An 18,485-nucleotide genomic window follows, 5' to 3' on the forward strand; every position below is an offset into this window, starting at 1 on the left:
TTATGCCTCCTCTTCATGTAGCAATGTTCTGATCACTTTGGAAAAATCTTCAGGTCTTTGATCAAGCAATTTCTTTAATTGACTTTCCACGCCCATATCTTGTTCAGCAAAATAATCCGGTTCTTCGACTGGAGCTGAATACGCCATCTCCTCTTCAAAATCAAGTTGATTTTGTCGTCTTCGACTCACTAACCACCAAATTAGACCGCCAAGTAAAATCATACCTAGTGCTATTCCACCAGCGATATAAAGCCAATTCATGGTAGAGCCATTTTGTGTAGTGGTATTCGTCGCAAATGTATGCGGGAAAATTGTAATTCGTTGGTCAATCTCTTGTTGAGTTAAATCGGGATGTCCAAGTGCCGTACGTACTGTATTGGCAACGATATTTTGAATGTTATCTTGTGTCGCCTTCGGTAACCTGTTGGGAGCAGCTGGATCGGATTCAACCCCAACATTTATCGTGATATCTTCTATTTGATAAGGGCTTTTAATAATTTCGTTATTAATTCGATTGACCTCATAGTTCACTTTGTTATCGGATTCTTCGTAACTACTATCCCCACCAGAACTAGCACCAGGATATCCAGGAACATCGGTTTCACCTGATCCCACCACTCCGCCTGAATTTGATCCTGTCCCAGTGGCAGATTTGGAGCTTTTATCAGAGCTTATCACAATACCGTTATTATTTTGATCTACCGGTTTTACCAATTTTTCTTCTGTTTTCACTTTATCAAAGTTCATTTTAATAAAGGTATGTACATAGACTTTTTTATTCCCAAGGATGGTTCCTAGCAATCCTTGAAGATTCTGTTGAATATCTCTTTGTAAATCTTGTTGAATTTTCCGCTGTTCATCATACTTATCAACTGTCTGATCGCCATTGGTAGTATCCTGTAGAGCTAATGTCTCACTGTACTGATTCATGATGGTAATGTTATCTACCGGGAGTTTCGGTACACTGCGTGAAACTAAAGTGTAAAGCGCCTTAATTTGCTGTGAGTTAAGTTGTACCCCTGGCTCTACCTCAACCATTACTGAAGCGCTAGCAGTTTGTTCTTGGCCTTGTCTGATAAACACGGAATCTTCAGGTAAAGTCAAAATGACTTCCGCGTTTTTGATTCCCGATACATGTGTAAGGACTTCAGCGACTTGATTTTGCATCGCTTCACGTTCAAGAATATTGTATTGTCGATCTGTTGCTCCGAATGAGAGATTTTGTCCAAAAATATCGTAATTAATTTTGTTATCTTTTGGATATCCCTTCGAAGCAAGACTCACGACTAAATCGGATGCATCTTTTTTCGGAACAAGCAACATCGTACCATTATCAGATATCTTATAGTTGGTTTTCCCTTGTTTATCCAATTCAGCTTTTATATCCCCTACTTCTCGCTGCGTCAATTGACCTGTATAAAGAGGTACATATTGCGGACGAGATGCTAAAAAGATAAAAGTAGATAAGGCCACTATAAGAAATAAGAATGTCCCTATGAGGAGCCCTTTTTGTTTCAAGCTTCTCTCTTTCCAATAATTTTTAAAATGCTCTCCGGTATGTTTGATTTGATCTATCCATGATCGATTCATTTCTCACCCTGCCCAGCTTTCCATCATTCTTTAAATTTGCATGCGCATCATTTCTTGATATGCTTCCACTGCCTTATCTCTGACGGTTACCGTCAGTTCCAATGCTAACTGCGCTTTCTGTGAAGCGATCATGACATCATGTATATTATCAATCTCACCTGTAGCCAATTTTGTACTTAAATCTGCGGCCTGCTTAACCGTGTTATCCACATTCTCCAAATATCCTTGGAGCACGCCTGCAAACGAGGATTTGGATTTATCAACTTCAACATTATGAAATGGATTTTGATTAATTTTGATTAATCCACTACTTACATTTGAAACATTCATCTATATGCCTCCTAACGGCCCAAATCTAAAGCTTTTAACATCATTGATTTTCCTGTATTGAACGACGTTACATTCGCTTCATATGCTCTTGATGCAGCAAGCATATCAACCATTTCCTTTGACAGATCAACATTTGGCATCTTAACATAGCCGTCCGCATTAGCATCAGGGTTCGTAGGATCATAGATTGTCTTAAATGGTGTTTGATCGTCTACAATTCCAGTCACCCGCACCCCTTGTAGGTTTGATTGTGACCCAGCTTGTTTTTGCATTTTCCCCTGTAAAACCTGATTAAAGGCATTCTCTCTTGGTTCCATCACTACCATCTTCCGGCGATAGGGTTCCCATACTCCATTCACTAATTTCCCACGGGTAGTTGAGGCGTTGGCAATATTAGATGAAGTTACATCCATCCTTAAGCGCCCAGCAGTTAAGGCTGATGCACTTATATTTAATGAATCAAACATCGCGGTTAACGCCTCCCTCTGATAGCAATCGATAATTGTTGGAATTCACTAGTTAATTGCTGCGTTAGCGTATAATACCACAATGAATTTTTCCCCATACTAGTCATTTCTTTGTCGATATCTACGTTATTGCCGTTGTTTTGCATGACTGTATCCGTATTCTCTACAGTTTTTGCAGTTGGAATGTCAGTAGATTTCCCAATCGTGAAATGACGGGAGTCGGTACGGTTTCCTACAAAATTTGTTTGATTGGATAATTGCTGCTTTAAAATATCCTCAAAAAAAACTTGTTTTGTTTTATATCCAGGAGTTTCCGCATTCGAGATATTATTAGAAATGACCTGTTGACGTAAACTGGAAGCACCTAGTGCTGATTGTAGGATGCCTATATTATTCATGAGGACGACTCTCCTTTCCATCTTAAGACAATTTTTTGATTATTTTTGATAAATATCAAAAAAGACTAACATTCTACATCAATATACTAAAAAATAGGCTCCATAGCCACAATTTTTTTCATAGCCGAAGTCATCTTCACAATTTTGTTACACTCTAAGCCTTTCAAAAAACTTATTTACTCCAGATACCCATTGATTGTTTAGACCGGTAGGATCATTATCTGCTCCAATGGGTGCATACTTCGCACCAATCTTGGAAATACTGGATAAGCCTATTCCTAAATAGTTCTTACTTAAATTGCGAGCCATATCCATTATGCTATCTTCAATGGATGAGTACGATTTCAAGCCATTTACACCCATCATTCCTGCAACATTATTTTTTTCATTGGCTGCACGGGATTTCCCATTGCCTGTTTCATGTTGAGCGATAGCCGTAAGTAACGCTGGATTGATATTAAACCGCTTTCCAGCTCGTACAAAAACCTCCCCCATTCCTTTTAATTTCCCACCCAACATTTGATTTAATTTATCTGGGTTAAATGATTCGAAACGTAATGGTTCATTCGCGTTCAAAGACATAGTTTGATCACTTATATTAGGGTTCATTTCAGAAATAATATTAGGAACAACAGAATTGATTTGAGGTATTGTCGATTGAAATTCCTGTTGCATCAATAGTTGACTTAAGACTGCAGCAAAAAGATTCTTTCCATCAGAAGTGGTCCCTTCCATCTGGGATCGTAAATTTTCAGTCCTAGATAGTGTATTAACTAGCATTGTTTTAGTAAACCAATTATCACTGTTAATCAATGGATAGCATCCTTTCTTTCCACGTATTTTTTGTAACAAAAATCATCCAAAACAACTAAAAATAATCGCTTCTCATTTATTATTTAGGTGAATGAAGTAGAAACATGACCACGAAATTTGATTAGGTGGTCGAAAAATAAGGAGTGGGATTTTTCAGTCTTTTTATATTCCATTCCCACCCCATAAAACCTTTTAAGTATTACATGGTTCTTTCTAACATCCCGCTAATGTCTCCTAAAAATTCTTCCGAAAGCTTGGAAATATGTATGAGTTGTCCATCTTCTATTTTCGCTTCTACTAAAATAATCGTGTTTGAATCCAGTATTTGCTTCATTGCAAGAATTTGCTTTCCCTTGTATACCACATTTTTCACAAGGTAATAGGTATCATTTATTGGGTTACCCATTGTAATTTTAATAGGTTTTACGAAGTATGGCTTCATCTTTTTATACTCCATGAAATTATAAAGCTTACCATTCCTTCGATTGGCTGTTATTCCTTGCTGCACGATCATGAATATCTTCCTCTCCACTAACTGGATATTAAAGAGTACTATGGTCTTCCTTTGCTTAAGCAAAAAAATAACCTCGCCTTTACCAAAAGGGAGGTAATAGACAAAAATATCTTTTTAGACACAAATAATCTATCTAGCTAGATATTTAATACCTATGAAAAATACCTTGATCTTTAGGTAACTGGCTGACATAGTACAAAATGTACCTTAGTCCCTATAGCTTTGCGTCACTGATTTTCATCAGCTATGCCTTTTACAAAATACTGTATTTGTAATTTATACTATTCTCTTAATAAATAATAGAATGTTTTTCCAATATCGAATATACTACTATTTTATCATTTATTGTCGAAATTACTAGGTCAAATGGTTTATTTTAGTCATTATTTATCATAAATAATACGTTTATTACGTAAATAAGCATATTTTCCACCGAGCGAAGAGGTCACAAAACTGTCACTTATCATTTTTTATCTTTTTTTTGCAAAAAAAAAATGCATGATTTATGCATTTCGTAATGTGATCAGGCACAATATTATTTTTTGGAATCTAAAAATACCCCATTTGTTTGTTTAAGATATGGTCGAAACTTTTTTGAAACCTGTTTATTTTGTTTAATTTGAATAAGTGAGTTTTGAGTTTCAGTTATGTTTTCTTTTAAAAGAAAAGTTAAACGTTGATCAAGACAACGAGCGTCTTCCAACAATTGTTTTGCTTTTGCTGGATACTTGCATCCCGGATGATCATCCTTAAACGCCTCTACCTGGATCATCATGGTGTTTCGATTATTTAACAGCTGTTCAAAATCCTCGAAATTTTCTTCTTTTAATGCACGATCCATGTCTACAGTGATATCATAAATGGTTGCAATTAATTCGTCCATTGGTATACCAGCCCTTAATTCTTAGTATTCTTTTGCTTAATAGCTGTTGACCATGTTTCCGATAATTCTAAAGCGTGCCCTTCCACTTCTTCTAATAGATCCAAACTTTTATGAATATTGGCCTCAATTAAGCGAGATTTCATATAATCATATAGGGAAAGCAAGGAATCTGAGATGGTGTATCCTGGTTTCAAAGTCACTTTTAACTCGCTCAGAATATCTTGGGCTCTTAGGTTGTAAATGTGACTTTCCTCTAGATTATTTTGTTCGATGGCCATTTTGGACTTACGGATGAATTTAACCATGCCTTGATATAACATGAGCGTTAATTCTTCTGGTTTAGAAGTAGTGACCGCTTGTTTTTGATAGGTTTGATAAGGATTACTAAATGCCATGTTTGATTACTCCTTTTAAAATCCATTTCCTACTTTCTATTTTTTATCGGTAAAAAAGAAAAATAGTTAAGGAGATAAAGGTTAATTTATTGGATGTCTTTTGCTAATCAAATTTAAAATCGATTTAGGATGTAACTTAACTACTGACTCTAAGTACTAATCCAAAGCTGTCAATAATGTAGTTTAGTCTTTGATTGTAAGATTTCAGTTGTTGTATTTTTGCCGCATCACCTAACAGGTTAAAGGCTGATATTTCCTTTGCCAATTTAGAAACCTCGAATTGCAATTCATCATTACGCTTTTTCTCCTGAATGAATTGTTGTTCCTTTTTCATTAACTGTTCTTGCATTGCTTCTTTTTCAAGATTGACTTCCGATTTCATACTCTCTATCTGTTGAACTGCATCCTGATTCTGAAGTGCTAGGTTAGTAAGTTGGAATAAACTTCTGAGCAGTTGGTTTAAATTAATCCCTGGAAGTTGTTGTACATTGGAGATTAAACCCGATAAAATGTCAAGCAAATCATCATTATCTTGTGCAGGTGCCAACTGGTTAACTTGAGTTGCTAGAGGCGTATCCCTTATTACTTCAGTTGATAGCACTGGAACATCCTTCTCTGTAATCGTAATAAACTGATAACTATTTTGATTGGCTGCTTCCTTTTTATCTTTTGTCTTTATAAGGGAATAATATTTATAGTTAACTGATTGGTAGCCACGATTTAATAATTGGGCTACTTCCTCCAATATCTCTGTAATATTTAGCGCACCTTCTTCTTGCCGTTCCTTAATATAATGAAACATGAACTCAATTTCGATTTTAATCCATTTACGGTTAACTTTTTTCGAATCAACAAGAGAATGGTTTGCATATTCTGAGCTATTCATAGTTAACATCAGTAAATTATTGTAATAAAAAACCAACGATCCATTACGTAAACGGTTTTTAGTTTCTAAATTATGAATGTAATCTTGTTCTGATGGTCCTACTACTTGATTCATTATTGCTTCTTTCATCTCAAATAATGCAGATTTTAAACTCATTAGAATACCTCCAAAATGAATACGAGATTTGAACGTACTTGGTTTTACAAACTTTTTTGCCCATCTACAAAAAGGTAAAACTAATTTTGACTTTTTCAAACTCTCTTCATATATGATGTTTTACTATATGATTCGCACTTATGAATTTTTTTTGGGTGTATATCAAAAACTTAACATTTATTTGGTATAAGATAATCATACTAATTTTGTAAGGATTTGTAAATGATTGGTTTGAATTTTTAAAAAATAAGCTTTGAACCTGATAGACTTAGTTTTTATTACCTCATTATTAATGATAGCCCTCTTTTTCATAAAGCGGGCTTAGGATGTATTTTATTTTATCTTTGCAATGATTTTGACTATCGTGACTTCAAGCGCATTTGCCTTTGTTTTTCAAAACAATGTTGAACGATTTTCATTTGATCCTGCTTATCCATCTCAATAAACTTCAAAGCAACATTTTTTCTATCTTGATTTTTGATCAAATGGATTCGTTTGATTTGAGCTTGAAAGGGAATAAGCGCTGAGTTCTTGTTCGGAATAGCAGGAACAATCAAAGTCCCTGAGACCACTTCTCCTTGCTGTAGTTCTAAATCCATCCCACAACTAAATAACATTCCACCTGCGCTTATATTGATGGTGTTTAGCTTGGTTTCATTTAACAACAGAAGTAAATGGGAATTCACTCGAAAATTATCACGTCGTTGAATCCTAATGATCTCTTTTTCTTGTGGCTTCGATATTCGACATAAAGGGATCTTGTCGTTTTTTCTTCCAATGATTTCTGTTTGGAACTTATATTGATCATCATCCATCATAAAGATGACATCTACTTGCATTCCTTCCATTAACAACCCAATCATATTCCTATCCAAAGGGAAACTGATTAGAATCTCATTTTCCCCAATTTCTGCAATAATTGATCGACATGATTGATCATGGCTTTTTAAATCAATCATAATATTCTGATTTACTTTGGGATACATCGACTACACCTGCTATCGTCATTATTAAGATAAAAATTGTCCATTCAAGTTTATCAGAAAAATAGGAAAAAGGATACTGTTTATTGGAAATACTAGCCAATAGATAGTGAATGTTTTTTTCATCAGAAATCCAAGTTAAAAAAAGGGCTAACACAAAAGCTGCTTGTGCTACCCCCCATAAAATTAACGTAAAAAATCAAGTAAGGATGTTTGAATAATACGAGCACCTACGGATAATGCAGCACGCTGCACATTTTCCTGTGACTTTAGGTTGATAATGGCTTGAGAAATATCTACATCCTCTTCCTTTGATAACAAACCTGTTGTGGATACCTCCAACCCATCTAGACGTGAGATACTAAGCTCCATCCGATTTGTACGGGCACCCAATTCAGAGCGTTCCTTTAAGAGATTATCCATCTGGGTATCCAATTTTGCTAAATGGTCACTATTACCCTCATCCGCTGAATTTAAATGGTCAACAATATCTGACAATACTTTAAATACTCCGCCGTTCCCGTCATTATTAAACACATTAGTTCCCAGGACATTTATTTGCACAATATTCGTCTGCCCCACCTGTAACTCCAATGGCTCATTGTTTGTATTTCTAAACTCTTTTTGTGAGCTTGGGTCCAAAGGATCATTGGTATATGGAGGATTTTTTATATCGGTACCAGCAAAGATGTATTTTCCTGCAATTTGTGAATTGGCTATTTCCCCTAAATGTTCTTTTAACTTATTAATTTCTTCGGCAATCGCATACCGTGCATTTTGATCATTCGTACCATAATTAAGACCTTTGACAGTAAGCTCACGGACCCGTTGCATAACAGAACTAACCTCATTAAGTGCGTCATCAGTAGTCGTCATCTGAGCAAGCCCATCGTCTGCATTACTTTTATATTGTTCGATTTCATTTAGGGAAGAACGGAAAGTCATGCCGCGTACCACTGTCACAGGATTGTCCGATGGCTTCGTTACCTTTTTACCCGAAGTTATTTGATTTTGATATTTTTCCATCGCCCGATTATTTTGCTGTAAATTCATCAACATATTTCGATTTAGTATACTTTGAGTCACACGGAAGCCCATATTACCCCTCCTACAATCCTACTCGGCCCATGCCGTTGATCACTTTATCTAAACATTGATCCACTGACGTAACTACTCGTGCAGCAGCATTATATGCTTGTTGAAATTTTATCATATTGGCTACTTCTTCATCTAAGGATACACCTGAAACGGATTGGCGACGATTTTCTACCTGATTCATAATCTTTTCATAGTTGTTCTGCATGCGCTGAGATTCTTGTGAATCAATACCTAGTTGACCAATGATATTACGAAAAAAATCATCTGCAGTTGAAGTACTATCCGTAAAACTTAGACTTTTAAATTTAATATTTGCAATTTCTTGAGCGAGTTGACCATTACCTGTAGATGATTGTCCAGAGCCCTCGTCTTTTGCAGCAGCAATTAAATTCAAAGATTTCATAATTTCTGGATTTACTTGCAAGTCTTTCGCTGAAGAACCTGTAAAAAATTCCACTTTTTGATTCGATACACCTAAAATATTATCTAAATTCAAACCACTTAAATGAACTTCATTTACAGCATTTGCGAATGTCATCGCCATTTCATTGATTTTATCCTTATAAAAAGGAATAGTTGAATTTCGATTTCCTCCTACGATTCCATATGATTCAATCCTTCCCAACAATTCCCCTGAATCCAAATTTACTGTTTGTCCATCAATTTTTATATCTGCTGGATTTACTAATCCGCTATTTTGGTCAAAGTCGATTGTTAGCGTACTAGATGTTTTGCCTGTTACTAAAGCACCATTACCTACACTGATGTCTACCATGCCATTCGAAGAAGCCTTAACATCTATACTCACTATATTAGAAAGTTGGTCGATTAAGACATCTCGTTGATCAAGTAAATCATTTGCTTGATAGTCGTTTACTACCATTCGTGATATTTGTTCGTTTAAAATACTAATTTGTGAAGCTAAAGAGTTAACCTCGTCCGTTTTAGTCTTTATAACGTTTTTGAGATCATTCTGCATCTGATTAAAAGAATCCATTATGTTATTGAAAGTTTGGGCAACAGCTACTCCCTTTTGTCTGACTACCGCACGGACAGCTGCACTGTCAGGGTTTTTCGCTAGCTCCTGCCATCCCTTCCAGAATTCATCCATTGTATGCGCTAGACCATCTTCAGTGGGTTCATTCAGAAGTTCTTCAATTCTTGTAAAAGTATCACTTTTCGCATCCCAGTAACCTAGATTTTTGTATTCATTACGAAATTGAACATCTAAAAATTCTTCTCTTAACCTAATCAGTTTATTAACCTCTACACCAGTTCCCAATTGAGCAGGAGATTTATCACCGTGCATTCCTGGAAAAGGAATCGCTTTAGTTGCTTGCATTTCTGCCCGTTGACGGCTATATCCAATCGTATTTACATTGGTAATGTTATGACCAGTGGTAGAAAGCGCATATTGCTGAGCATAAAGGCCCCTTTTCCCTAATTCTAAACCATGAAAGGTTGAAGTCATCCCCATTCCTTCCTTCTATCAAATTTAATATACAACTAAATTTTTGCATCTAACAGGTTTGAATAACTATTGACAGCATGTGGTCCATAGCCAATAGCTACTTCTTTCCGAACTAACATCCCAATAGAGTATTGGACATAAGAAAGGGATGTATGGATTAATTGTTGGTTACTTTCGTTTATATGGGTAATTTCCTGAATCAGAACACGAAGCTGCTTGGCTATGATTTTTAAAGAGGTATTTGTACCAGAATCGTCCTCTATTTTCATTATTTCCTCAAGGGTGAAAGACGGACCCTTTATGCCCTTCTGCTCAAAAAACTCTTGTACTAATCGGTTTCTTTTGCTTTCAAGTTTTTGAATATCAGCTACGCATAAACTTTCTCGATGGACCATATTCTGAAGATCATGAGTGTCACCCTTAACAAGGATGTGTTGTTTCTCTCTAACCAAATCCAATAAGCGTGTATGGACTTCGACAAGAGTTTCCATTGTGTGCTTTAACATTTTTAGATAATCCATTTTCTCAGCTCCTAAATGGAGTTATTCTTCCAAAATCCGATTAGTTTATCAGCAATTTTGCTGCTATCAACGTGATAGTTCCCGTTAGAAATCTGTTTTTTCAATTCTTCAACACGATTTAGGCGCTCTGCTTGCTCTGATTTCATCGCTTGAGAAATTTCTCTACCTAGTGAAGATATTTTAACTTCTGATGAAGAGTTTGATTTTTTTACATTATTTTCTATGTTAGAACGATTTTGTTGATTTTGATAGGAATAAAAACCATATTTCGTATCATTTATTCGCATGAACATTGCCCTCCTGTTCCTTTATTATTAATAATCGGTCACACTTAAAAATAGTTTAGTTTAAATTAATAATAAATCAATATATTGTCGCATAAATAACCAAGAAATATAAAGAAAAACTACGGAAAGGATCCTCATACCCCACAGCTCCTTTACTTGTTTTAATCAACTTTTATCACAATTTTTTATTCACGTTTAATCCGACAAAATCGATTTGAAGATCTTGCATTTGGCGAAGGTATACCTTCGTCTTTCCAGGAGTATAGTTAAGTATTGGCTTATGCGGAGTAAATTCAATTTCAGCCCCCCCCTGTTTCCAACTGATAAACAACTCAGTTGGGGTATAATGAATTTTCACTGAGCCGTAACTTGGGATGAAAGCGATATTGAAATCGGCCGGTTCAGGGTTACCTTTTTCCGTGGCAATTGACACAATTGCATCGTTCTTTTGTTCAATTCTCGCTAATTGATCACCCTCTTGAGAAATTTGAGCAATCGCCTCTAACCCTTCTTGTTTGGAAAATTCAGCCATGTCAGCACTTAACACACTAATCTTTTTACAATTCAACTCATTCCATGCCTGTTCTTGATCTATTTCAAGTTGTGATGGGTTACGTACAATATTCATCTGTGACGGATACTGTTTAATCGATAGATCGGCAGGAATCTGTTGGATTTCCTGCACAGGCTCAACTGTACGTAGTCCAATTTGGGCATAGGTTTGATGCATTCGTATTTGAGGTAGTTGCATTACTTCAACTCCTTAAATTGTTGTTGCTTAATATTATTATATAAAAATGGTATCAAAATTGATGTCAAGTTGCGACGTTTTTATTTATAAAGAAAAAATCGTGTTATACTTTTCTATCAATTAATAGTCCCAAACACTTTGTCATTGCCGCATACATATCTAAAAATTTTTTGGGAGGGATTTCTTTCACGACTTCATTCGTTACATCATCAACAACCGCAACATAGTATTCTTGTAAAGCCTCATGGAACTCAAATTTTAAGTGTGTATTTGAAGCTTTTAAAAAATCGTTCATACTATTCATTACTTTTTCAGCTTTTTCTTTCTCTTGTTGCTGCATAAACTGATCTTGCTGGGTATTCGAATTTCCTCTTAAACTAAAAGTATTTTTAGTATTTTTATTCATAGAAAGATCCATTGCTGGACCACTAGCACTTGACAGTTTTTCAATCATGACCTCTGCCTCCTTATAAATGATTATTTATAAGTATTATCGGAAATATTGCAAAAATGATTAGAACTTTTGGAAATAAAAAGGGATTAAGCAGAAAGAGACCTTAGATTATTATTGGTGTATAGGCTTTTAAACCGGTCTGTTGATTGGCGCTCCAGGCACTTCGCTTTCCGTGGGCGTGCCGGGGAGCCTCCTCGTCGCTTCGCTCCTGCGGGGTCTCCCCTGCCCCGTACTCCCGCAGGAGTCTTCGTGCCTTCCGCGCCAATCAACAGAGTGCTTTCAATAAAGACCTACAACTCAACTAATAAATTACAAAAATAAGTGGTGAAATCAATGTTTAAGCCAAAAAGTCTAGCCAAAGTGAATATGAGTTTGTATCTATTGATGAATTGGTACCTGATGACTATCTTCTTCGTTTAATTGATAAAAATATTGATTTTTCGTTTCTTTTTGAAAAAATCCATCCTTTTACAGTGAAGAATGCAAGTGAACAGGCTCTTCTTACTGCAGCCTGCCAAAATAAAAAAAAGATTGTAACACACTTGGCAAGGTTAGAGAAAGTGTGTTGCAATACATTAAATTGAATTGCCTCCCTGTTGATTGGAGCGGAGGGCACTCGACTCCTGCGGGATAGAGAGGTCACTGGAGACCCCGCAGGCGCCAATGCGCGCCGAGGAGGCTCCAGGACACCTCCCCGCGGAAAGCGAGTGCCCGGAGCGGAAATCAACAGGCCCATTCGCAGGGACAATCAATAAATTTGGTATTTAGATTTTGACAGAATAAAAAATTGCCGAGAAAAATACCCTTTCTCGACAATCTGAGAAAGAGACCTTAGAACTCCTAAGGTCTCTTCCGTTTTAAGGACAGATAGATTGTTTAAATCAAAAACCCAAACTTATCTTACCTATTTGACTATTACGGTCGTGCTTCCGACAACAAGATATCCATCTACGTATCCACGGAACTCAACCTCTACTGTTCCTGGCTTCCAAGTAAATTGATCACGATCAAACTTAAATTGACCATTTTTAGCTTGCTGCAGTAATCCGTTCGTTCCTGAATTAGCGGAAACTCCATTTAATGTTGCACTGTGTAGATCGAATTTTTTCATGTCAATGCCTTTTGGCACTGTTACTTGAACAGTAAACACACCAGTGTTAGTTTTAATAATACCTGGATTTACAACAATAGTTGCATGAACGTATACATTTATTGTCTTTTTCACTGTTGTTGTCCACCCTGCTTTATCAGTTACGCTTAAAACTAGAGTGTAAGAACCTGGTTTATCAAACTTAATTGGTCCTGTGATTTCCTGTCCGTTTACTGTAACCTTTTCATGAGCAATACCCGAAACAGTATCAATAGCTGAATATTCCGGCAGGTAAGTTCCAAGCGCATACTCATCATCAAGATTCCAGACGACTATTGGCGCATTTTTATCAATTTTTACGTCAACGGTCTTTTTATCTTCGATGTTCCCTGCCTTATCTACACTATAGAAAGATACCTTTGTTACGCCTTCTTCACTCACCTTAAAGCTTGTTCCTTCCTTATAATCAGAACCATTAATGGAATAGTAGGTTTTATCAACTCCACTTCCATTGTCTGTTGGCGATAAAAGGACAGTTACGTCTTCTTTATACCAAGAATTTGTAACATTAGAAGTCGTAATTGGTGCGGTCTTGTCGATATTCACTTCAACGGTGTTAACGTCTTCGATGTTACCTGCCTTATCTACACTATAGAAAGTTACCTTCGTTACGCCATCTTCACTCACCTTAAAGCTTGTTCCTTCCTTATAATCAGAACCATTAATGGAATAGTAGGTTTTATCAACGCCACTTCCATTGTCTGATGGAGATAAAAGGACAGTTCCGTCTTCATTTGTTAGATTAGATGTCGTAATTGGTGCGGTCTTGTCGATATTTACTTCAACATTCTTAACTTCTTCGATGTTACCCGCTTTATCTATACTATAGAATGAGACTTTCGTTACACCTTCCTCGCTCACAGAAAAGCTTGTTCCTTCTACAAAATCAGAACCATTAATGGAATAGTAGGTTTTATCAACGCCACTCTCATTGTCTGATGGAGATAAAAGGACAGTTACGTTGTCGTTATACCAAGAATTTTTAACATTAGAAGTCGTAATTGGTGCGATATTGTCGATATTCACTTCAACGGTGTTAACCTCTTCGATGTTACCTGCTTTATCTATACTATAGAAGGAGACCTTGGTTACGCCTTCTTCACTCACCTTAAAGCTTGTTCCTTCTACAAAATCAGAACCATTTATGGAATAGTAGGTTTTATCAACTCCACTTCCAATGTCTGATGGAGATAAAAGGACAGTTACGTTGTCGTTATACCAAGAATTTTTAACATTAGAAGTCGTAATTGGTGCGATATTGTCGATATTCACTTCAACGGTGTTAACTTCTTCGATGTTACCTGTTTTATCTATACTATAGAAGGAGACCTTGGTTACGCCTTCTTCACTCACCTTAAAGCTTGTTCCTTCTACAAAATCAGAACCATTAATGGAATAGTAGGTTTTATCAACGCCACTCTCATTGTCTGATGGAGATAAAAGGACAGTTACGTTGTCGTTATACCAAGAATTTTTAACATTAGAAGTCGTAATTGGTGCAGTCTCGTCGATCTTCACTTCAACAGTGTTAACGTCTTCGATGTTACCAGCCTTATCTACACTATAGAAGGAGACATTCGTTACGCCTTCTTCACTCACCTTAAAGCTTGTTCCTTCTACAAAATCAGAACCATTTATGGAATAGTAGGTTTTATCAACGCCACTTCCAATGTCTGATGGAGATAAAAGGACAGTTACGTTGTCGTTATACCAAGAATTTTTAACATTAGAAGTCGTAATTGGTGCGATATTGTCGATATTCACTTCAACGGTGTTAACGTCTTCGATGTTACCTGCTTTATCTATACTATAGAAGGATACCTTGGTTACGCCTTCTTCACTCACTTTAAAGCTTGTTCCTTCAACAAAATCAGAACCATTAATGGAATAGTAGGTTTTATCAACGCCACTTCCAATGTCTGATGGAGATAAAAGGACAGTTACGTTGTCGTTATACCAAGAATTTTTAACATTAGAAGTCGTAATTGGTGCGGTATAGTCGGTTTTCACATCAACGGTGTTAACGTCTTCGATGTTACCCGCTTTATCTATACTATAGAAAGATACCTTCGTTACGCCTTCCTCGCTCACCTTAAAGCTTGTTCCTTCTACAAAATCAGAACCATTTATGGAATAGTAGGTTTTATCAACGCCACTTCCATTGTCTGATGGAGATAAAAGGACAGTTGCGTTGTCGTTATACCAAGAATTTTTAACATTAGAAGTCGTAATTGGTGCGGTTTTGTCGATGTTCACTTCAACGGTGTTAACGTCTTCGATGTTACCTGCCTTATCTATACTATAGAAGGAGAACTTCGTTACGCCTTTTTCACTCACACTAAAGCTTGTTCCTTCCTTATAATCAGAACCATTAATGGAATAGTAGGTTTTATCAACGCCACTTCCATGGTCTGATGGAGATAAAAGGACAGTTCCGTCTTCATTTGTTTGATTAGAGGTCGTAATTGGCGCGGTCTTGTCGATATTTACTTCAACGGTGTTAACTTCTTCGATGTTACCCGCCTTATCTACACTATAGAAAGATACCTTCGTTACGCCTTCCTCGCTCACAGAAAAACTTGTTCCTTCCACAAAATCCGTACCATTAATAGAATAGTAGGTTTTATCAACGCCACTTCCATTGTCTGATGAAGATAAAAGGACTGTTACGTTGTCTTTATACCAAGAATTTTTAACATTAGAAGTCGTAATTGGTGCGGTCTTGTCGATTTTCACTTCAACTGTGTTAACGTCTTCGATGTTACCTGCTTTATCTATACTATTGAAGGAAACCTTCGTTACGCCTTCATTACTCACCCTAAAGCTTGTTCCTTCCACAAGATCATAACCATTAATAGAATAGTAGGTTTTATCAACGCCACTTCCATGGTCTGATACAGATAAAAGGCCAGTTACGTCGTCTTTATACCAAGAATTTGTTATATTTGAAGTCGTAATTGGTGCAATATTGTCGATATTTAACTCAACGGTCTTAACTTCTTCGATGTTACCCGCTTTATCTATGCTATAGAAGGATACTTTCGTTACACCTTCTTCCTTTACCCTAAAGCTTGTTCCTTCTACAAAATCAGAACCGTTTATAGAATAGAAAGTTTTTGCAACGCCGCTCACATTGTCTGATGAAGATAAATTGAAAAAATCTTCCTTAAACCAAGAATTTGTTGCATTCGAGGTTGTAGTTGGCGCAGTCTTGTCGATTATTACTTCTACTGTCTTCGTTACTTCAATGTTTCCTGCATTATCAACGCTGTAAAAGGAAACTTTGTGCTTCCCTTCATCCTGGATGGTAAAGGTAGTACCTTCTTTAAATGTTGATTCATTAATAGAATAGAAGGTTTTAGCCACTCCGCTTTGGTTATCTGTAGCAGTCAGTTGGACTGTTACATCTTCATTGTAGAAAGAGTCTGCTATGTTTGAAATCGTAACAGGCGGAATGGTATCCTTTACAGGAGGTACCTCTATATTTGAACCAATATTCAAGGTGACTTGATTAGAAGCTTGAGATTCTCCAAAACGAGTATTATAGGAAGTGACCTCAAATATATGCTTCCCTTCAGTCTGGTTAGGAAGCTTTTGTTGAAGACTTGGAGTCGTTCCAACCTTTTTTTTCGTTCCATTGACAATTTCGTATATATTATAGCCAGATACATTGTCTGTTTTTGTCCAATCTAAGGTAATACTGGTTTCATTCTCAACGGTTCCTGTTAAAACAGGGGCTTGCAATTCAGGGTACTTTAGATCGTATTCAATCCGGGAAGCAGTTTTAGATTCTCCAAAGCGATCACTATAGGCGATCACCTCAAATGTATAGTGTCCTTCCGGCATATATAATAAAGTGTGTGCGTTTACAAGCTTGGTTGTGATTAATTTACGCTCACCATTAATAATTTGATAAACCTTATAACCAGTTGCATAATCGGAAGGATCCCATCTTAAGACTAAATCATTTCCGTTTTGAACGGTAATATTTAAATTCTTAGGAGCTTCTATAACTGGATGAGTTAAATCAAATTCAAGATTTGCCACCGATGATGATTCCCCAAAACGATCACTATAAGATGCTAATTCATACTTATAATTGCCTTCTGGCATATTAACGAATGTTGAATTCAATACAGAAGTAGTTAATAATAACTTCCTCTCACCATTTACATACTGATATAATTTATACTTATCTGCATATTCTACTTTTGCCCATCTAAGATTGATATCATTTACATTCGATAATGTGTAAGTTAGGGTGCTAGGAGCAAGCATTTGCGGATAAACCATATCAAAGTCCAACTGAAAAGGTTCTATTGATTCACCGAAGCGATCACTATATGTGGTGACTTCGTATAAATGCTTGCCTTCTGTTACATTTGAAATAATATGACTGTTTAATCTTGTCGTTGTAAGCAATTTCTTTGTTCCGTCAATTACTTCATAGACTTTATAATTACTAGCATAATTTACTCTTTGCCAGTTAAAAATCAAATCATTCCCATTCTGGACGGAATACGTTACGAGCGGCGATTTCATTTCAGGAAAAATGACCTCACCTTCAATCCTTAATCCGGCTTTGGACTCACCAAATCGGCTATTATAGGATGTTACTTCATAAGTATATTTTCCTTCCGGATGATTTTGGAATGTATAATTTACAGCTGTTGTGGTGGTAACTAGCTTTCTCGTACCATCGATAACTTGATAAATTTTATAATCCGCCGCATAAGTTGCCTTATTCCAGCTTAATGTCAAATCATTTCCGCTAAGGATGGTCGATGAAATGCTTGTTGGGCTTTGCATCACAGGGTATAAAACTTCAACTGTTACGCTATTTGAAAGTGAAGTTTCATCAAGATTTCTTACGGCAGAAACAGCAAAAGTGCTACTTCCCTCCTGTACACCAAAGATAGTAGTCTCTGTGAATTCATAAGTTACCTGTTTAACTAGTTCTTGCTTGCCTGCATCTAGTTTGTATACACGGTACGCACTAGCTCCAGAAACTTTATCCCAGCTCAATGTAATATTACCAGGATAGTTTTGGCTCGCTTTTAAATTAGTTGGGGTAAGTAATTCAAAAGCAAACGCATTTATTAATGGAAATACTAATTGAAAACATAATAGTATAGTAGCAAAAATGGAAAACTTCTTTACCATAACGTTTACTCCTTTTTCATGGAAAAAGGCAACGAAAGTTCCAATAACATGTTTTTGTGGTATCCGGCTGCCATCCAGCTTGTCATGTTGGTACAGGCCCTCGGTTTTACGTCCCACAGTTTCCCATGGTTTGCCTTTTTCACAAATTGTCGTTTTATTATTAAATCCTTTTACA

The 18,485-nt window shown here is 36.4% G+C and carries 17 protein-coding genes and 2 riboswitches; all 17 genes read right to left on the minus strand.

Annotated features, from left to right (window positions below; all coding sequences use genetic code 11):
• Entirely contained in the window at positions 1-1,590 is a 1,590-nt protein-coding gene (fliF, locus tag M5A78_RS00105) for a flagellar basal-body MS-ring/collar protein FliF (RefSeq protein WP_248733260.1), read from the minus strand.
• 30 nt (positions 1,591-1,620) lie between these two features.
• Entirely contained in the window at positions 1,621-1,920 is a 300-nt protein-coding gene (gene fliE / locus M5A78_RS00110) for a flagellar hook-basal body complex protein FliE (protein WP_248733261.1), read from the minus strand.
• A gap of 11 nt (positions 1,921-1,931) precedes the next feature.
• Positions 1,932-2,387, minus strand: coding sequence for a flagellar basal body rod protein FlgC (gene flgC, locus M5A78_RS00115; protein ID WP_248733262.1), 456 nt, complete (start codon positions 2,385-2,387; stop codon positions 1,932-1,934).
• A gap of 5 nt (positions 2,388-2,392) precedes the next feature.
• The gene (gene flgB, locus M5A78_RS00120) at positions 2,393-2,785 is read right to left on the minus strand and encodes a flagellar basal body rod protein FlgB (RefSeq protein ID WP_248733263.1); all 393 of its coding nucleotides are present in this window, start codon (positions 2,783-2,785) and stop codon (positions 2,393-2,395) included.
• A gap of 147 nt (positions 2,786-2,932) precedes the next feature.
• The gene (locus tag M5A78_RS00125) at positions 2,933-3,598 is read right to left on the minus strand and encodes a glucosaminidase domain-containing protein (RefSeq protein ID WP_248733264.1); all 666 of its coding nucleotides are present in this window, start codon (positions 3,596-3,598) and stop codon (positions 2,933-2,935) included.
• A 199-nt stretch (positions 3,599-3,797) separates the two neighbouring features.
• Positions 3,798-4,112, minus strand: coding sequence for a hypothetical protein (locus M5A78_RS00130; RefSeq protein ID WP_248733265.1), 315 nt, complete (start codon positions 4,110-4,112; stop codon positions 3,798-3,800).
• A 173-nt stretch (positions 4,113-4,285) separates the two neighbouring features.
• A riboswitch (cyclic di-GMP riboswitch) is annotated at positions 4,286-4,373 on the minus strand.
• Positions 4,374-4,647: 274 nt separating this feature from the next.
• The gene (locus M5A78_RS00135) at positions 4,648-4,995 is read right to left on the minus strand and encodes a hypothetical protein (protein WP_248733266.1); all 348 of its coding nucleotides are present in this window, start codon (positions 4,993-4,995) and stop codon (positions 4,648-4,650) included.
• A gap of 14 nt (positions 4,996-5,009) precedes the next feature.
• A complete protein-coding gene (gene fliS, locus M5A78_RS00140) occupies positions 5,010-5,390 on the minus strand; it encodes a flagellar export chaperone FliS (protein ID WP_248733267.1) in 381 nt (126 codons plus the stop codon).
• A gap of 136 nt (positions 5,391-5,526) precedes the next feature.
• On the minus strand, positions 5,527-6,432 hold the full coding sequence (locus tag M5A78_RS00145; protein WP_248733268.1) for a hypothetical protein: 906 nt from the start codon (positions 6,430-6,432) through the stop codon (positions 5,527-5,529).
• Positions 6,433-6,791: 359 nt separating this feature from the next.
• Positions 6,792-7,418 (minus strand): flagellar brake protein, encoded by a 627-nt coding sequence (locus M5A78_RS00150; protein WP_248733269.1) that lies wholly within the window; start codon positions 7,416-7,418, stop codon positions 6,792-6,794.
• A 183-nt stretch (positions 7,419-7,601) separates the two neighbouring features.
• The gene (gene flgL / locus M5A78_RS00155) at positions 7,602-8,513 is read right to left on the minus strand and encodes a flagellar hook-associated protein FlgL (protein ID WP_248733270.1); all 912 of its coding nucleotides are present in this window, start codon (positions 8,511-8,513) and stop codon (positions 7,602-7,604) included.
• Between the two features lie 10 nt (positions 8,514-8,523).
• Positions 8,524-9,990 carry a flagellar hook-associated protein FlgK gene (gene flgK / locus M5A78_RS00160; RefSeq protein WP_248733271.1) on the minus strand — a complete coding sequence of 489 codons (1,467 nt, stop codon included), beginning with the start codon at positions 9,988-9,990 and terminating at the stop codon, positions 8,524-8,526.
• A 29-nt stretch (positions 9,991-10,019) separates the two neighbouring features.
• A complete protein-coding gene (locus M5A78_RS00165; RefSeq protein ID WP_248733272.1) occupies positions 10,020-10,505 on the minus strand; it encodes a flagellar protein FlgN in 486 nt (161 codons plus the stop codon).
• Between the two features lie 11 nt (positions 10,506-10,516).
• Positions 10,517-10,792, minus strand: coding sequence for a flagellar biosynthesis anti-sigma factor FlgM (gene flgM / locus M5A78_RS00170; protein ID WP_248733273.1), 276 nt, complete (start codon positions 10,790-10,792; stop codon positions 10,517-10,519).
• A 175-nt stretch (positions 10,793-10,967) separates the two neighbouring features.
• Positions 10,968-11,543, minus strand: a complete 576-nt coding sequence (locus M5A78_RS00175; RefSeq protein ID WP_248733274.1) for a DUF6470 family protein — start codon at positions 11,541-11,543, stop codon at positions 10,968-10,970.
• Positions 11,544-11,646: 103 nt separating this feature from the next.
• Positions 11,647-11,997, minus strand: a complete 351-nt coding sequence (gene flaG / locus M5A78_RS00180) for a flagellar protein FlaG (RefSeq protein ID WP_248733275.1) — start codon at positions 11,995-11,997, stop codon at positions 11,647-11,649.
• Between the two features lie 904 nt (positions 11,998-12,901).
• Positions 12,902-18,310: an OmpL47-type beta-barrel domain-containing protein gene (locus M5A78_RS00185; RefSeq protein WP_248733276.1), complete on the minus strand. Its 5,409-nt coding sequence runs from the start codon at positions 18,308-18,310 to the stop codon at positions 12,902-12,904.
• Positions 18,311-18,365: 55 nt separating this feature from the next.
• Positions 18,366-18,455, minus strand: a riboswitch (cyclic di-GMP riboswitch).
• Between the last annotated feature and the right edge of the window lie 30 nt (positions 18,456-18,485).

Origin of the sequence: Neobacillus rhizosphaerae (assembly GCF_937468385.1) — a bacterium.
GTDB lineage: Bacteria > Bacillota > Bacilli > Bacillales > Cytobacillaceae > Neobacillus > Neobacillus rhizosphaerae.

Excerpts from the sequence above, each read along its gene's own strand:
- M5A78_RS00185 (WP_248733276.1), bottom strand. The coding sequence starts at position 18,310 with ATGGTAAAGAAGTTTTCCATTTTTGCTACTATACTATTATGTTTTCAA.
- M5A78_RS00150 (WP_248733269.1), bottom strand. The coding sequence starts at position 7,418 with ATGTATCCCAAAGTAAATCAGAATATTATGATTGATTTAAAAAGCCAT.
- flaG (WP_248733275.1), bottom strand. The coding sequence starts at position 11,997 with ATGATTGAAAAACTGTCAAGTGCTAGTGGTCCAGCAATGGATCTTTCT.
- M5A78_RS00135 (WP_248733266.1), bottom strand. The coding sequence starts at position 4,995 with ATGGACGAATTAATTGCAACCATTTATGATATCACTGTAGACATGGAT.
- flgK (WP_248733271.1), bottom strand. The coding sequence starts at position 9,990 with ATGGGGATGACTTCAACCTTTCATGGTTTAGAATTAGGGAAAAGGGGC.
- fliS (WP_248733267.1), bottom strand. The coding sequence starts at position 5,390 with ATGGCATTTAGTAATCCTTATCAAACCTATCAAAAACAAGCGGTCACT.
- flgB (WP_248733263.1), bottom strand. The coding sequence starts at position 2,785 with ATGAATAATATAGGCATCCTACAATCAGCACTAGGTGCTTCCAGTTTA.
- M5A78_RS00145 (WP_248733268.1), bottom strand. The coding sequence starts at position 6,432 with ATGAGTTTAAAATCTGCATTATTTGAGATGAAAGAAGCAATAATGAAT.
- M5A78_RS00175 (WP_248733274.1), bottom strand. The coding sequence starts at position 11,543 with ATGCAACTACCTCAAATACGAATGCATCAAACCTATGCCCAAATTGGA.
- fliF (WP_248733260.1), bottom strand. The coding sequence starts at position 1,590 with ATGAATCGATCATGGATAGATCAAATCAAACATACCGGAGAGCATTTT.
- M5A78_RS00165 (WP_248733272.1), bottom strand. The coding sequence starts at position 10,505 with ATGGATTATCTAAAAATGTTAAAGCACACAATGGAAACTCTTGTCGAA.
- flgC (WP_248733262.1), bottom strand. The coding sequence starts at position 2,387 with ATGTTTGATTCATTAAATATAAGTGCATCAGCCTTAACTGCTGGGCGC.
- flgM (WP_248733273.1), bottom strand. The coding sequence starts at position 10,792 with ATGCGAATAAATGATACGAAATATGGTTTTTATTCCTATCAAAATCAA.
- M5A78_RS00130 (WP_248733265.1), bottom strand. The coding sequence starts at position 4,112 with ATGATCGTGCAGCAAGGAATAACAGCCAATCGAAGGAATGGTAAGCTT.
- flgL (WP_248733270.1), bottom strand. The coding sequence starts at position 8,513 with ATGGGCTTCCGTGTGACTCAAAGTATACTAAATCGAAATATGTTGATG.
- fliE (WP_248733261.1), bottom strand. The coding sequence starts at position 1,920 with ATGAATGTTTCAAATGTAAGTAGTGGATTAATCAAAATTAATCAAAAT.